This is a genomic window from Paenibacillus sp. MT86 (assembly GCF_058792535.1).
The window spans coordinates 2517428-2532809 of the sequence record NZ_CM179499.1 but is presented as its reverse complement, the minus strand read 5'-3'; the positions used below and the strand labels follow the sequence as shown (position 1 = coordinate 2532809).

The 15382-nt window shown below is 52.1% G+C and carries 14 protein-coding genes and 1 pseudogene; 4 read left to right on the top strand and 11 right to left on the bottom strand.

What is annotated here, in order from left to right; translation table 11 throughout:
- Window positions 1-25: 25 nt before the first annotated feature.
- The 7 genes and pseudogenes from AC3RCL_RS11150 to AC3RCL_RS11120 form a co-directional block, all read right to left on the bottom strand.
- Window positions 26-1048 (bottom strand): UDP-N-acetylmuramate dehydrogenase, encoded by a 1023-nt coding sequence (locus tag AC3RCL_RS11150; protein ID WP_492535378.1) that lies wholly within the window; start codon window positions 1046-1048, stop codon window positions 26-28.
- Between the two features lie 201 nt (window positions 1049-1249).
- Window positions 1250-2116: pseudogene (gene rpoD / locus AC3RCL_RS11145) on the bottom strand (RNA polymerase sigma factor RpoD); the annotation flags it as partial.
- Window positions 2117-2398: 282 nt separating this feature from the next.
- A complete protein-coding gene (nagZ, locus tag AC3RCL_RS11140) occupies window positions 2399-3742 on the bottom strand; it encodes a beta-N-acetylhexosaminidase (RefSeq protein WP_492535377.1) in 1344 nt (447 codons plus the stop codon).
- A 160-nt stretch (window positions 3743-3902) separates the two neighbouring features.
- Window positions 3903-4058 (bottom strand): hypothetical protein, encoded by a 156-nt coding sequence (locus AC3RCL_RS11135; RefSeq protein WP_009593107.1) that lies wholly within the window; start codon window positions 4056-4058, stop codon window positions 3903-3905.
- Between the two features lie 127 nt (window positions 4059-4185).
- Window positions 4186-5034 carry a DegV family protein gene (locus AC3RCL_RS11130; protein WP_036661431.1) on the bottom strand — a complete coding sequence of 283 codons (849 nt, stop codon included), beginning with the start codon at window positions 5032-5034 and terminating at the stop codon, window positions 4186-4188.
- A 150-nt stretch (window positions 5035-5184) separates the two neighbouring features.
- Window positions 5185-5538 (bottom strand): GIY-YIG nuclease family protein, encoded by a 354-nt coding sequence (locus tag AC3RCL_RS11125; RefSeq protein ID WP_340967639.1) that lies wholly within the window; start codon window positions 5536-5538, stop codon window positions 5185-5187.
- A 28-nt stretch (window positions 5539-5566) separates the two neighbouring features.
- Complete coding sequence (locus AC3RCL_RS11120; protein WP_096774396.1) at window positions 5567-6322, bottom strand: DUF2087 domain-containing protein; 756 nt, start codon at window positions 6320-6322, stop codon at window positions 5567-5569.
- A gap of 157 nt (window positions 6323-6479) precedes the next feature.
- Between AC3RCL_RS11120 and AC3RCL_RS11115 the strand changes: the two genes are divergently transcribed.
- On the top strand, window positions 6480-7772 hold the full coding sequence (locus AC3RCL_RS11115) for an MFS transporter (protein ID WP_340967642.1): 1293 nt from the start codon (window positions 6480-6482) through the stop codon (window positions 7770-7772).
- Here the strand turns inward: AC3RCL_RS11115 and AC3RCL_RS11110 are convergent.
- From AC3RCL_RS11110 to AC3RCL_RS11095, 4 genes are all read right to left on the bottom strand, one after another.
- Window positions 7762-8439 (bottom strand): DUF4166 domain-containing protein, encoded by a 678-nt coding sequence (locus AC3RCL_RS11110; protein ID WP_340967643.1) that lies wholly within the window; start codon window positions 8437-8439, stop codon window positions 7762-7764. The genes AC3RCL_RS11115 and AC3RCL_RS11110 overlap by 11 nt on opposite strands.
- Entirely contained in the window at window positions 8423-9382 is a 960-nt protein-coding gene (locus AC3RCL_RS11105) for a DoxX-like family protein (protein WP_340967644.1), read from the bottom strand. The genes AC3RCL_RS11110 and AC3RCL_RS11105 overlap by 17 nt, the downstream gene beginning before the upstream one ends.
- A gap of 184 nt (window positions 9383-9566) precedes the next feature.
- Entirely contained in the window at window positions 9567-10205 is a 639-nt protein-coding gene (locus AC3RCL_RS11100; protein WP_492535376.1) for a response regulator, read from the bottom strand.
- A complete protein-coding gene (locus tag AC3RCL_RS11095) occupies window positions 10202-11563 on the bottom strand; it encodes a sensor histidine kinase (protein WP_492535375.1) in 1362 nt (453 codons plus the stop codon). The genes AC3RCL_RS11100 and AC3RCL_RS11095 overlap by 4 nt, the downstream gene beginning before the upstream one ends.
- Window positions 11564-11811: 248 nt before the next feature.
- Between AC3RCL_RS11095 and AC3RCL_RS11090 the strand changes: the two genes are divergently transcribed.
- From AC3RCL_RS11090 to AC3RCL_RS11080, 3 genes are read left to right on the top strand one after another with little or no spacing between them, the layout of a single operon-like run.
- Window positions 11812-12525: a polyphosphate polymerase domain-containing protein gene (locus tag AC3RCL_RS11090; RefSeq protein ID WP_492535374.1), complete on the top strand. Its 714-nt coding sequence runs from the start codon at window positions 11812-11814 to the stop codon at window positions 12523-12525.
- Window positions 12526-12528: 3 nt separating this feature from the next.
- A complete protein-coding gene (locus AC3RCL_RS11085; protein ID WP_015736180.1) occupies window positions 12529-13239 on the top strand; it encodes a DUF4956 domain-containing protein in 711 nt (236 codons plus the stop codon).
- Window positions 13240-13257: 18 nt separating this feature from the next.
- Window positions 13258-15303 (top strand): CotH kinase family protein, encoded by a 2046-nt coding sequence (locus AC3RCL_RS11080; RefSeq protein WP_492535373.1) that lies wholly within the window; start codon window positions 13258-13260, stop codon window positions 15301-15303.
- The last annotated feature ends 79 nt before the right edge of the window (window positions 15304-15382 follow it).

Genomic DNA, 15382 nt, shown 5'->3' with positions numbered 1-15382 from the left:
TACAGAGATTATTTTCAGAGAGCGTTTATACCAATACAATCTCCGGTTCCGGAACGAACCCGAATTGGTTGTTGATCGACTCCGAAATCAGATTCATCAAATATAGTATGTCCGTTGCCTTTGCATGCTTCTGATTCAGAATCATGTTGCCGTGGTGCGGAGAAATGATGGCGCCTCCGTATTCGGTCCCCTTCATATTCAGCTGGTCCACGAGCGAGCCTACGGCTACCCCGTAATCATAATTGTTCTTGAATACGGAACCGCAGGACGGATAGTCGAAATGACGCTTACTCGTCCGGTACTTGATGATGTCGAGCATCGACTGCGGCGTCTCGATTCCCCTTCCGGCCAAAGCATGGACCTCGCCCAGAAAGAACGAGAAAAAGGACGGCAGCGAGGACGGATGGCTGCCGCGGCTCTTCCACTCCGCGAGCAGCGCCGAAGTCGAATGGATCTGCTCCTCCGAGCTGACCGGTATGTTGAGATCGGCGCCTACGATGATCCATGGATGCTGCTGGAAGATGGATTGCTTGTATGCAAATAAACAATCCCCCGCCGCAATGGACTGCACCTTCAGGCCCGGATCCATCGTATCGATATAATATACCGTATCCAGGATATCGCAGATTTGGCGCGCATTATATTTGGCGTTCATATAGATGCCGGCGCCTACGCAGCCCGGCAGCAAAAAAGTAAAGTCGAGCAAATCGGTTCCGCCCATTAACCCCATCAAGGAAAGCAGGGACATCGGCGTTCCGGATGAAACGTACCATTTGTCTCCCGAAACCTGCAGCTCCACCAGGTTTTTGAGCGAGATAAAGACCAGATCGCGTTTCGGTTCGTCCGGGAACAGGATATTGGAGCCCATGCCGAAAATGTACCATGGCAACCCGCGTTTTTTGCAATCCTGCAAAAGTTCCGCCAGGTCGGCTGCCGTTTCAGGCATGGCCAGATAATTGGCTGAACCGCCGATCCCGTACGTCGAAAAGGCAGACAGCTCCACATTGCGCTTGCACAATCGGTCAATAGCAGATGTATGTAAAGTCATCGTAGACATGTCACTCCCTATTCTTCACATTAGGCACAACAACCCTTACTAAATGTGGGGATGTTACATCATTATGATGCAACTACTCGGATGGTGTCAAACTGGGGCGAAATCCTGGCCATATAGCAAAAAATCCCTGGATTACGGCTCGTAGACCGTAACCAGGGATTCGTTCATCATCAGATGATCCGTTACCAAAATTTATTCGAGGAAATCCTTGAGACGCTTGCTGCGGCTCGGATGACGCAATTTACGGAGCGCCTTCGCTTCGATCTGGCGGATGCGTTCGCGCGTTACGCCGAACACCTGCCCCACTTCTTCCAGCGTGCGGGTCCGTCCGTCCTCGAGTCCAAAGCGAAGCCGAAGCACGTTCTCTTCACGCTCGGTAAGCGTATCGAGCACTTCCTCCAGCTGTTCCTTCAGCAGCTCGAAAGCCGCCGCATCTGCCGGTGCCAACGCATCCTGATCCTCGATGAAATCGCCCAGGTTGGAGTCGCTTTCCTCTCCGACAGGCGTTTCCAGGGACACGGGTTCCTGAGATACCTTCTGGATCTCGCGCACTTTCTCCGGTGAGATGTCCATCTCCTTGCCGATTTCTTCCGGCGTCGGTTCGCGGCCCAGCTCCTGAAGGAGCTGTCTGGAGACACGAACAAGTTTATTGATCGTTTCCACCATATGCACCGGAATCCGGATGGTTCTGGCCTGGTCGGCGATCGAGCGGGTAATCGCCTGACGAATCCACCAAGTGGCATAGGTGCTAAACTTAAAGCCCTTGGAGTAGTCGAATTTCTCCACCGCTTTGATCAAGCCCATGTTGCCTTCCTGGATCAGATCAAGGAACTGCATTCCCCGACCGGCATAGCGTCTTGCTATACTAACAACGAGACGAAGATTCGCTTCGGCCAAACGGCGTTTCGCTTCCTCATCTCCCTCCTCTATACGTTTGGACAGTTCCACTTCTTCATCGGCTGAGAGGAGGGGAACACGACCGATTTCTTTCAGGTACATGCGAACTGGATCGCTAATCTTGATGCCTGGCGGAAGCGAGAGATCGTCGTGAACCGAAAAATCCTCTGTTGGAGAATTAGCCGATTTCTCTGTATCCGTAACCTCGCGTTCCAATGCAAAATCCGCACTCTGACGGTTCTCCATTCTATGCCCCCCTGTTGACAATCCCATATTTTCATGCTAATCTAGCATTAGATCATTATGACATTAAACCAATAGTTATTTATCCTTCATTCTAGCATATTTTATAGACTATATCAACTTCTAATATATTCTAGTCCGTTGTACCCGATCTCAACTCTGAGATCGGGTTTTTATATATTCCTATTATATATGTTACGTTTACTTCATTTGATCTAGTACTGCTTTCGTATGCTGATTTAACGGCTTTATATCGGGAGCCTTCACGGGATCATCGCTTAGCTCATATTTGTGCTTTAGCTCAAGCGTCGCCTTTACCCGGTCGTTCAGCATCTCCTCCGGGATCACGCCGCTCCGGACAGCCTTGGTCAATGCCTGGATGACAGCTTCCTCCAGCGCATATTCATGTCCGATCAGTACCATGTTGCTTCCTGCGACAACGGATTTCACGGAAGCCTCACCTACGTCCGTGCTACCGGATATAGCACCCATTGTCATGTCGTCCGTAATGACAACTCCCTTAAATCCCATCTCTTCCCGTAACAAATCGTTGATCACGGGCTTTGAGTACGAGGATGGCGTATCCGGATCGATGCTCTTCATGAGCAGATGCGCAACCATGACCACATCGGCGCCTTCATGAATCGCTTGTTGAAACGGAACCAGCTCCATTTCATGCAGACGCTTCAAGTCATGTTCCACCACGGGCAAACCGAGGTGGGAATCGACCGAAGTGTCGCCATGCCCTGGAAAATGCTTCACGACGGGAACGACTCCCTTCTCCTGTATTCCCTTCATGGAGGCAATCCCATGCTTGGTTACGGTCTTCGCCGTAGTGCCAAAGGATCGATCGCCGATGACCGGATTGTTCGGGTTGCTATGAATGTCCAGCACCGGGGCGAATACCATATTGAGCCCGAGTCCCGCAACCTTCTGCGCGATAAGGCCGCCAACGCGCTTCGTGAGCGCTAGATCCCCCTTGCTTCCGACTTTGCCGCTTGACGGCAGCTTTACATATTCCTCGGGAAAACGCGTAACCCGTCCGCCCTCCTCGTCTATACTCAGCCACAGGGGCACCGGATTGGCAGCATTGGCTTCCTTCAGATCATTGAGCAGCTTTACCGACTGCTCTACGCTCTCTATATTGTCTTTGAAGAGGATAAACCCGCCAACATGGTGATCCTTCACCAATTTACGCGAAGTTTCATCGATGGCCGTTCCTTCGAGTCCGACCAGTACCAGCTGGCCGATCTTCTCCTCGACAGTCATGCCGTTCATAAGCTCAGCGATCTCATCTTCGGTTTCGTACGGAGGCAGGCTGCCGCCCTCGCTTTCATTGTCGGCACTGCCTGATGGAGGCTCGGTTTCGTTGTCATTCTCTTGAGAAGGGGGATTCTGGTCCTGTCCTACCTCCGATGGCGAAGTTCCTTGGCCATCATTGCCCGCATTCCCCGTCTCCGAACGGCCCTGGCAACCTGCCAGAACCAGCAGCAAGATGACAACCAGCATCGTTAAGCTCATCCATGGTGTCCTTCGCTTCAACATTGTCACCTTCCTTCATGTTCACACTACTGTATTCGCCCTCTGTCCCGCAGAGTCCTTCCATCATAACATGATTTCGTTAAGGGCCAAAACGAACCACAACGAAAGCCCCCCGTTGCAAAACAAGAAGAAAAGAGCCGCAGCGATGGCGGCCCTTCCTCTTCTATTTAAGCAGTCCGAGCTGACGGGCCTGCTCCTCCGTCAATATAAACTGCTCCGTCTCCCATACTTCATCCTCGTCCGTTCTTCCGAACATCAGCATGATATCGTCCCATATATTCTTTTGCATCGCCTCGGCTTGCGTGATAATAACCTTCATGTCTGCCTCATTCCTTTCCTTGGGTTCATCCCTACTATTACATAATAAAACCATGGAGGGCAGAATAGAATCGATAAGCAAAGCAAAAGCCTGCAAATAGTATCTGCAGGCTGGGGCGGAAGTATAACTAAGAATAGGCAGGATGGTGTTTAATCCATGACATGGCAATGGTGCCTTCGCCTGCATGGATGCCTGCAACAGGGATAAAGGTCATGATTTCGGTCTTAAGCGACGGATGGGCCCCGCTGATTTCCTTCTGGATCTCCTCGGCCTCTTCCACGTTGTTCGCGTGCATGATGCACACCTTCTTAATTTTCTGTATGTCTGTTTTCATGATATCGATCATTTTCTGCTTGGCTTTCTTAAACGTCCGGATCTTCTCCTCCACAATGACTTTGCCTTCGTCAAAACGGAGCAGCAGATGTATGCGGAGCAAATTGCTCAGCAGCAGCTGCGTGCCGGATACCCGGCCGCTGATATGAAGTCGATGCAGGCTTGCCGGTATGAGATAGAACGACATGTTGTGCACCATGGTCTGAATTTTATCCTTTATCACCTGTACGGTATCCCCCTGGCTATGCCAGTGAATGCCGGACATAATCATTTCGCGCACCGGAAACGCTCCCGCTTGAGAGTCGATGCCAACCACGGGTACCTCGGCAATCTCGGCCGCCTGCAGGGAAGAATTCAAAGTTCCGCTGAGCTCCGAAGAACAGTGAATCGCAATAATATCGTCATACTTCACTTTCAGGGTTTCGTAAAGCTCAATGAATTCTCCGATGGGAGGCTGGGAACTGCTGACTTTCGGCTCGTCTTTCATTCGTTCATAAAAGGCTTCTGCCGATATGTCGATTCCTTCCCTGTAGGCCTCTTGTCCCAGAATCAACCTCAAAGGCACAATGTAAATATGATGCTTCTTGGCGAATTCAGGGTCGATCGTGCTCGTGCTGTCGGTTACCCATGCAATGGATCTCATGATCGTGTTCACGTCTCGCTTTCGTGTAGTAAGAAATAGGAATGGAAGCGATTTAAGCCGCTCATTTCATCATATCTTACCCTTGCCGCGCTTTGCAAATGGAAGGGGGTTAATTTCACGTCCTACGCATGGGTTCGCCACACAAAAGCCTTATTTTCCGTCTCCGTTGTACCCTTTTTCCCCAAAAGGTTCCAGCCGTTCGATCCAATAGGCTTCCCGCTTGCTGACCGCTCCCTTCAAATCGAAGAACGGGTCTTCCTTCGGCTCAATCTTCTCCAGGATCTCAAAAACAAACGCATCCTCTCCAAACTCCTTCCAATCCTGCTGAAGCGGCTTGTTGTAGCTTGTCCCCATCTGCAGCTCGAAACGCTTGCCGTTCATGGTTTTCAGATTGTTCGTTCCTGCGACGAATATTTTATCGTTCTTCGTGTTCCGAATTTGATACACGCCGGCTTCAATCTTGATCTCCTTGTATATCTGATTCAGTTCCTGTCTGCGATTCATGGCCTTAACGCCTCCTTCTTGCTTTCAATTATGTCGTTAGCCAATACTGGCTTCCATCATCCTTGCGATCCAAAAAACCATATTCGATCAAATATCGGCGAATGGTCACATAATCGGGATTGTCTCTTCCGATCGTATCGTTGATTTCCTGCTCGGAATACAAGACATCGGGTTTAAAACGGGCAGCGATTTCGCGCAGCACGACGTACTTCTGCTTCTCTTTAAGCTTAAAAGTCTTCAACGGGCCATCGGTCCCCTCGGGGAACGCCTTGGCCAGGATCGATTGCCTCTCTTCTTCCGTAACATTGTAGCGTTCGTCGATCATTTTGGCCTGCTTGGGGATTTCCACGAACGCCGGAGCATGGCTGTCCTTTTCCTTCAACAGCTCCATCAAGGTCAGCAGCACCTTGGACTGCCTCTCCTTCTCTTTCAAGGCAAACCGGTGATTGCGTATCGTCGACGCGCTTCCGATGCCGAGCTCCTGCTGGACCTCCTTGTCGTTCATGCCTTGATAGAAGAGCTGCAGCAGCCGGTTCTGATGCTCGGTCAGTCCGGTCAGCTTCTTATCGAGGCCGGACAGATACTGAAACACGGAGCCATGCTCCCGGCGAATATGAACGGTCATGTATCGTTCCGATTCGTACAGCACATCCTCATCCGGGTAGATGATCCCTTTCTCCAGCGTCTTACCGCACAAGAGACATACCCAGACGGGGCCTTCGTCGATATAGCCTTGTTTAAGTTCATCTATGGAAGCATTCCAGAAGCGTTCATTAAGGTCCATCGCACACACCACTCCCCCCAAAGTTATTTACATAGACATTTTATATTTTTGTCTATAGCATGTCAATCAAGCTCCACGACGACATAATATTTCTTCCTCCCTCCCGTGGAACCTGCTAGAATAGAGGTTGCTGCTGTAAAATTTAGGGGGTATCATCATGAGATTCATACAACAGTCGGCAAAAGAAATGCGTTCTTGGCCGCGCAACATCAAGCTGTTTTTTCTAGCTAACGTGCTGTATCAGTTCGGTACCGGCATGTTCAGCGTGCTCTACAATTTGTACATACAAGGCCTGGGTTATAACGACTCCATGAATGGAACAGTGGTCAGTATTCAATCCCTCGCCACGGCATTGATGTTTATCCCGATCGGCTTGATCGGCGACCGCGGAAGCCGCAAGCGAATCCTGGTCCTTGGCGCGTTGTTAAGCGGCGCCGGACTGATTGCGCGAGCTTTTCTGGCGAGTGAGTTCAGCTTGCTTGGTCTCGCGGTATACACCGGACTGTTCGCATCCTTTTTTCAGGTGCTGGCGATTCCGTTTCTGGCGGAAAATACGGCGAAATCGGCTCGTATGCGCATCTTTAGCATCCATGCCTCGCTTGTGCTTGCTTCTCAAGTGTTAGGCAGCATGGGAGGCGGCTTCCTGGCGGATGCCCTGCAGGCATTCGGCCTGAACAAGGTCGATAGCTTGAAAACAGCCCTGTTCATCGGCGGTCTGGCAACCTTTGCGGCATTTATCCCGCTCTTGTTCACGACCGACAAGAACGACGCGCATGCACGGCCTCTGGATGCACCCATACCGGATCAACCCCTGCGCCCTGGAGGAGCGGTTACCGCCTCCGGGATCGGAAATTTCAAAGTCATCGGGCAGTTCGCGCTTGCCCAGCTGTTAATCGGCCTCGGGTCCGGACTGGTCGTTCCTTATTTGAATTTGTATTTTACCAACCGTTTCTCGGTATCGTTATCCGCGGTTGGGATTCTGATATCGCTCGGACAAGTCATGACGATTGTATCCATGCTGATCGGCCCTTCGCTGGTGAATCGGGTAGGAGCCGTCAAAGCCGTGGTTCTCTTTCAAGTCCTATCCTTGCCCTTCCTGTTGTTAACCGGCTTCACGAATGTCCTCCTCATCGCATCGGTCGGCTTCCTGTTCCGTCAAGCCTTGATGAATGCGGCCAATCCGATACAGTCGTCGATTCTGATTGACCGCGTACCGGATCACCGGAGAGGCATCGCCAATTCCGTCACGCAAACCGCCTTTATGCTGGGCTGGGCGACGATGGGGCCCGTACAGTCGAAATTGGTCACCACATACGGCAGCTACTGGGGATACGCAATCACCTTCTGCATTACCGGAACGCTGTACGTCGTTTCCTCGTTCCTATATTACCGAATGTTCCGCGAACGCAAGGGCAGCGGTCTTTCCCCGGATGCTTCCGCTACTCTCTAGCCTCGACCCGCAGCGGTTTGACATGGGGCGGGACATCCCGTTCGCCCGCAGGAACGGTCCGGGCCTGAAAGCTTCCCTTATACCGGAAGACAGGCCCCCATATCGGGTTGACCACCTCAACGGATATCCGATATAACTGATATTCGTCATCATACCATTCGCATACATCGGCCGTTCCGGTGAGCCACCGGGGAAATCGAAACTGCAGCCGCCCTTCATAAAACCTCTGCTCCCCCGATTGAATGCGAATTCCGCCATGCTCCGCGGCAGCGATCCGAAGATCGACTGCCAAGTGCTGTTTGTTTCCCAAATAATCCACGACCCGGCTGCGCTGTGCGCTATAAATCATCGTGGCGTCAAATCGTCTTCGAATGCCAGGAAAATCAAAACTTCGGCACCACGTCACCGTTTCCCTTCCCCAGTCATCCCGATAAGCGTAGTTCTCAATCCGAAACGGGATCCCTTTCCCCCGGTTAGGAAACATGATATGCCGCATCGTACCTATATACAGCGGCAGCGCAGCCCATCGAGCGTACCAGATTTCTTCCATGATGCCTTCGCCGATCGAAGCGACGTTATCCTTGCTGTCAAACCCGAACCGCTCCTGGATTTTAGGATGAAGCTTGTGAAACTGGCTTCCAAGCGCCTGCTCATAGATCGAGGTCATGTTCATTCACTCCTTTGCCGGATGTATGCCCACGGACAGTTCTTTGTCTTCGAACCGGACGGTAAGCGCTTGGCAAGTCCGATGCGGACAGCGAAGCCATGAAGCAGAATCCAATCATCGATCCGCTAAGCGTTAACGGATTGAACGGGGCTTTCATTAATTCGGCATCCGTCATCCATGCTCCAAGCATCAAGATCGCAAGCAAGATTATGATCAGCCTGTACCACAACCGGTTCTTGTGAAAGAGCAATGTCAATAAACCGACGCCGATCTCGGTGATGCCGAGCAAGGTCAGCACTACCCCTTCCCGACCGGCTGCCAAACCCGACTGCCTCAGCAGATCAAGCTCTCCCGCTTCCGGGAACAGAAGCTTCGGAACCAGTCCTTCATAGCACCATAGAACAACCAGCATAAACACACTTAAAGCGTGGATGATTGCCTTCCGGATCGTGACCGTAGGCGGAATATCCTTCTCGGCCCATAATCGGAGCACATCGAAGCTCCAAGCCGTCGCTGCGCCGAATAAAGGCCGAAACAGCAGGCGGTCAAACCAGGCCCCCGGCATGCCGAACCGCGTCCTGTAATCGTATTGGGTCGAGAAACGGATGACGCCGTTGCCGCTGTCGGCGTATTTCCAATAGCCGCTCCCCTCCTTAACCAGGGAAATGCGCTGATCCGAGCCGAATCGCAGCACCGAGATCCGGTTCCCGGTCCTCGGGTGCACGGCCGTTTTCGTAGCGCCCGTTCCCGTAACTTCCAGTCCGAATCCGATGCGGGTTTTGTATAAAAACCGCTGGACGTCCGAATCAGCCTGCGGCAAATCATGAATCTCGGAAAAACGCAAATCCCATTGTTGATGCAGCTCGGGTCTCTGTGTCAATGACCACAATGTTTCCATATCCGTGTTGATGTCGAGTTCAACATAGATCGGATTTCTCTTCATGCGCACTCAGCTCCTAATGGATAACCCTTCTCGCTGACAGCCGGGCCCCTCTATTTACAAGTCATTTTACCGCTGAGGGGGATTCCCTGTTAGACCTCACTTTTATAGAACAAACGAAGAAGAGGTACTACGTTTCGTAGTACCTCTTCCATTTCTTCCATATGATCCGTCTTCCGTCCCGAAGCTAGTTGTCGTTCTCTCTCACGATCCCTTTTCGGCGGACCTTCTCTACGGCCTCCCTGCTGCTCCTCACCCCGAGCTTTTTCAGAATTTTATTGATCTGATTCTTGAGCGTGCTCTCGGTTTTGAACAGCTTCTTCTCCATTTGGGAATGGGTGTAACCCTCATCCAACAGATCAAACACTTCACGTTCCGCCGGAGTCAAGCTCCGCAGCTGTTCTTCCCGCTTGAGGCGGGCAAATTCCTTGAGCAGCACCTCCATTGATCCCGGTTGACGTACGGCGCTTCGGATTGCGGTCGGCAATTCCTCGAAATTCGATTTCTCAATGTAATTGATGGCTCCGGCCGTATAGGATTGCGTGATCACCAACTCGTCATCCAGCGAGGTCAGCATGATAACCTTGGCCTCGGGCTTTCGTTCAAGGATTTCTGCAGCCGCGTAGATGCCGTCGAGTCGGCCCGCCGTCAGCTGAATATCCATAAGCACGATATCGAAGGACAGGACTTGCGCCATCGCAATCGCTTGTTCGGGGGACTCGGCCGCGCCGACCACGATCATATCCTCCTGCGCATTCAGAAAAACGGTCATTGATTTAATCCAATCCGGATCGTCCTCGACCAGAAAGACGTGTATTCGATTCAAGGCTCTTCCCTCCCGGATAAACGAATGATTTTGCTGCGGGGAAAATACAACGTGATCTCGGTACCGACCGATTCGCGGCTCTCCAATCCCACGGAGCCGCCGCTTTTCTTCATCACGTTGTACGCATAAGTAAGGCCAAGTCCGAAGTTTGACTTCCTGTGGCCCTTGGTGCTGTAGAACGGTTCAAACACAAGCGGCTGCTGCTCTTCCGGAATGCCCATGCCGTTATCCTTGACGGAAATCGCGGCTCCCTTGCGGTCGGCCGTTACCGTCAACGCGATCACTCCTCCGTCAGGCATCGCCTCGACGCTATTGCTTATGAGATTGCTGATCGCTTCCTTCAAGTGGACGGCATCCGCAAGCAGCCAGGGACGCTGTGTGCACAGCACCTTTAACTCGATGCCGTGGCTGCGCAGCCGTTCCTGTTCACGAAGCTGCAGTTCAGCAAGCAGCTGATCCGCGCGGACAGGCTGTTCCGCCAGCTTAAACGCCTTCATCTGCTGCTGCATGCGCCCTGTCATCGCTAACAAATGCTTGGAAGCGTTAGCGATGACATCAAGCTGCTCCAGGGCCGTTTCGTTATCCGGCGACAGCAGCCGCTTCACGTTATCGGTGCTCATGGCGATTTTCCCGACCTCGTTCTTGATGGTATGATTCAGCATCGTTGTACCCGAGTTGACCGCTTGCATCGTCCGATCCAGCGGATCGCGCTCGAATTTCAGGCGGACGCCCAGGACGCCGTACACAAAGGTGCAGATGACGGCAACGCCCATCGAATACAGAATAAACAGGGACACGTACCGGAATGAATCGTAACCGGGCCAGATGACATTCCCTACATTTATCAACAGCATCACACCGAGCAAGGTTGGCACCATAATCCAGGTGGTAATCCACATGCTTTTGCGTTTCTGCGGGTTCTTCTCAGAGGATAAGGCTCCAATGAGCAGAGCGCATGCAGCAACATAATACGGGCCGGTCCATACGAACAGCCATCCGTAATGAATCCGGTAATCTTTTGTAAGGAGCACCTGGACCAGCATCGCGAACACAGGCAGCAGCAGGCCTATTTTGAGATCACGTTTTCTCCTATGGTGCCGGGGCCTGCCGGTATACACCATGCAAAATATCAACACGCCGTAAGGTGTCAGGGTATGGTTGAGGAATTGAATCCACGGCCCGTAGGCGGTCGCAATAAAACCGGTAGGCGCTAGCCAGTCCGTCAACCCCCCGATCCCTGCACTCCACAGGAAAAAAGCCGCCCAGCGGTTCACCTCGCTTCGAGGCTGATTGAACAGCAGCACGGCCGCTGCAGTCCAAAGCGCGAACACATAATACATCAAGACGCATCGTTCCATTCTCTTCCCGAATATAGTTTCATCCTACCATAATTGCGCCAGCAGGGGGACCTCCCTTCTTACCCATGCCGAGGAAATAAAGATCACTGATATATGACATTGTTTATTTCTTCAATACCTTCATTTTACATTGCGAAAACATTCAGTTTACATTCAGCCGCGCTTAAGAAAGATATCAGGAACGATTGATAGGATAGATCTCGTAAGCAAACAAGCATACGAAAGACAGAGAGAAACGAGGTGGAAACATGACAACCCCATTAAAATACCGGAACGAGCTGAAGTTCTTCGTGAATCTTCACCAATATCGGATCATCAGCCAACGATTGAAAAATCTGGTGACCTACGATCAGCATGCCGGACCCGCCGGGGAATATCACATTCGAAGCTTGTACTTTGATGATATTAATAATAAAGCCCTATACGAGAAGCTGGCGGGCGTCCGGGATCGGGTGAAATACCGCATCCGTATTTATAACGTAGCCGACGACACGATCCATTTTGAGAAGAAAATCAAATTCCGGGATTACATCGCCAAGCTGAAGGAGCCGCTCACAAGGGAGATGACCGATCAGATCATGGCCGGACAATACGACTGTCTCTACCAGCCGGATAAGCCTTTGATGATGGAGCTGTACCACGAGATGAAGCATAAGCTGCTGCGGCCCAAGGTCATTGTCGATTATGTCCGCGAGCCTTACGTCTGCGCTAACGGAAATGTGCGGATTACGTTTGACAAGGAGCTGAGAACCGGCCTGCACTCCACGGAACTGTTCAATCGAAATCTGCTGCCGATCCGGGCGATCGATGAGAATCTGATCATGCTCGAGGTCAAATACGACGAGTACATTCCGGATTACATCAAAATCGCGCTGCAGTTGGAAGGCCTCAACCGGCAATCGGCATCCAAATATGTAATGTGCCGTAAATTTCTGAAATATAACACATGGGAGGATCAATAGTTCATGAACACCACATCGACTTCAAGCAATACGAACACCACCAATTTTTCGGATATCGTCAAAAAATCCGTCATGGAAAATTTCGTATCCGACATCAGCATCGCCAAAATTTTGATCACGCTCGCCGTTGCCTTTGTTATCGGGCTGTTTATTTATCTGCTCTATAAAAGGGTCTTCAGCGGCGTCCTGTATTCCAAGAGCTTTAACGTGTCGCTGATCGGGATGACGATGATCACGGCCGTTGTCATCATCGCCATCAATTCGAATCTCGTGCTCTCGCTCGGTATGGTCGGCGCGCTCTCCATCGTCCGTTTCCGTACGCCCATCAAGGACCCAACCGATCTGATCTTCCTGTTCTGGGCCGCGGTTGCCGGGATCGTAACCGGAGCCGGATTCTACACGCTGGCTGCCATCGGCTCCGTCGTTGTCGGTCTTATCCTGTTCTTCTTCATTAAGAAAGCGACGGTCGATACCCCTTACCTGCTGGTCGTCCATTGCGATAACGAGCAGGCCGAGCAAGCCGTTCAAGGACAAGTCGGTCAGGCTGTGAAGCGTTACAACCTGAAGCAAAAAACCGTGACGCCAGGCAGCATCGAGCTGACGCTGGAAGTACGGCTGCGCGATGCCGAAGGCCAATTCGTGAACAAGCTGTCCCAGCTGCAGGGCGTTCAACATGCGGTTCTGATCAGTTACAGCGGCGATTATGTATCCTAAGTCAGGCGGTGGTCAGAAATGATGAAGAAAAGAACGACAGTCCTGCTGTCCCTTGCGCTGGCCATAATCCTTCTGCTCACAGGCTGCCAAAGGACAACACAGGTTGCCGGGACGGCTGGAAGCTCTGAGAACGATAGCCTTCAGGAGCAAATCGATTCCGCGGTTTTTCCGAAGGACAAGGTCATTGACGTTAAAATCACGATCGACGAAGCAGACTTCCAGGATATGCTGGACAACGCCAGCGCTGAAGAATACAAAGAAGCGTCCGTCAATTACAACGGCATGCAATTTGATCATGTCGGCATTCGCACCAAAGGCAATTTAAGTCTGCGCAGCGTGGTCAATTCCGATTCCGACCGCTACAGCTTCAAGATTTCTTTTGACGAATATCTCAATCAAACCTTGAACGGGATCAGCAAAATCAATCTGAACAACAACTACAGCGACGCCTCGTATATGCGGGAATTCCTGACCTACGAGCTGGCGGAATCCGTCGGTCTGCCCACACCCGGCTTCTCTTACGTCAATGTATACGTTAACGATGAATTATGGGGGTTCTACCTCGCAATCGAACAGATTGGCGATTCTTATCTGCAGCGTCATTTCGATCATTCGTACGGCGCATTATACAAAGCCCAGATGACAGGCACGGGCAGCGACCTGGCTTGGCTCGGCAGCGACCCCGATTCGTACACCGGGCTTGTCATGAAATCCAAGTCCTCCAATGACGATGTATTGATCGACATGCTCGACGAGCTGAACAACGGCACCGATTACGAGAAGGTGCTGGATGTCGATAACGTGCTCAAGTACGTTGCCTTGAACGTCGTTGCCTCCAATATGGACAGTTACTTGGGGATGAACAAACAGAACTACTACCTGTATGAGAACAACGGCATTTTCTCCGTCCTGCCCTGGGATTATAACATGGCGTTCGGAGGGTTTGGGGGCTCCGGCATCCTGATTGACGAGCCCACTCAGGGTGCTTTGGCGGAACGTCCCCTGATCGCCAAGCTGCTCGAGGTTGACGAATATAAGGAACGTTACCACGCCATCCTCTCGGAGATGCTGGAGGGATACATGCAGCAGGACCATTTCGAGGAACGCGTAGCGCAATTGCAGGAATTGATATCCGAGCACGTCAAGCAAGACCCCAGACCGTTCTACTCCTATGAGGAGTACGAGCAATCGCTCCCGACATTGACCTCATTCGCGGAAGAGTCCATGGATAATATCCAGCAGCAGCTGGATGGGACGATCCCTTCGTCCGGCGACGGAAGCGGCAGCGGCGGCGGGATGGGGCCTGGTGGCGGAGGAGGTATGAGGCCTGACGGCGCCGGCGTGCGACCTGGGGGTGACGGGATGGTACCTGGCGGCAATACGAATTCCAATGATGCCGCCCAGGAGAGCTCTACCGGCACCGGGACAAGCACGGCACCGGATGGAACAGCCGGCAGCGGGACTAACGGGACTGACGGGACTGGGATCGTTGTCCCTAACGACGCCCCGGGCGGAGGCATCTCTGGCGAAAACACGCCCGCCAACAACGACGGTGCCGCTTTTGCTCCTTCCAGCAACGCGGATGTTACTTCCAGCGGCATTGGGGAAGGCTCTGGCGACGCTCCTGACGTGGATGAATCTGTCTCGTCGATTGTATCGGCGGTTGGACCAGGCACAAGCAGTTCCGACGAAAGAACAGCGATGGATGCTGCTTCTGCCGTTAATCCAACAAGTCATGCAGAGGAAAGTAACGCAGAGGAAAATTCTACAGATTCAACGCAAGCTCCGAACCAGCCCTCTACAGGCGGCAATCAACCGACCATGCCGCAAGCGCCGGCTCAGAATGGTCAAGGGCAGATGCCGGATTTCCCTCAAGGCCAGATGGGGAACGGGTTCGGCGGACAAATGCAGGGAGGACGCGGAATGGGCCGGCCTGGCGATTGGTCGAACGAAGCAGCCCAGGAGCAGGGCAGCACCCAGGAAGCCTTGTACGCAGGAGTTTCCCTCGTATTGCTGCTGCTCTCATGTCTTTTTGTGGCTCTATATAAACGAAAAAGATTGTAATCAGCAAGCAAGGGACAGTTCCGAAGGCATCGACCTTTGGAACTGTCCCTTTTATATACGCTAATCGTTTATTAGCCGA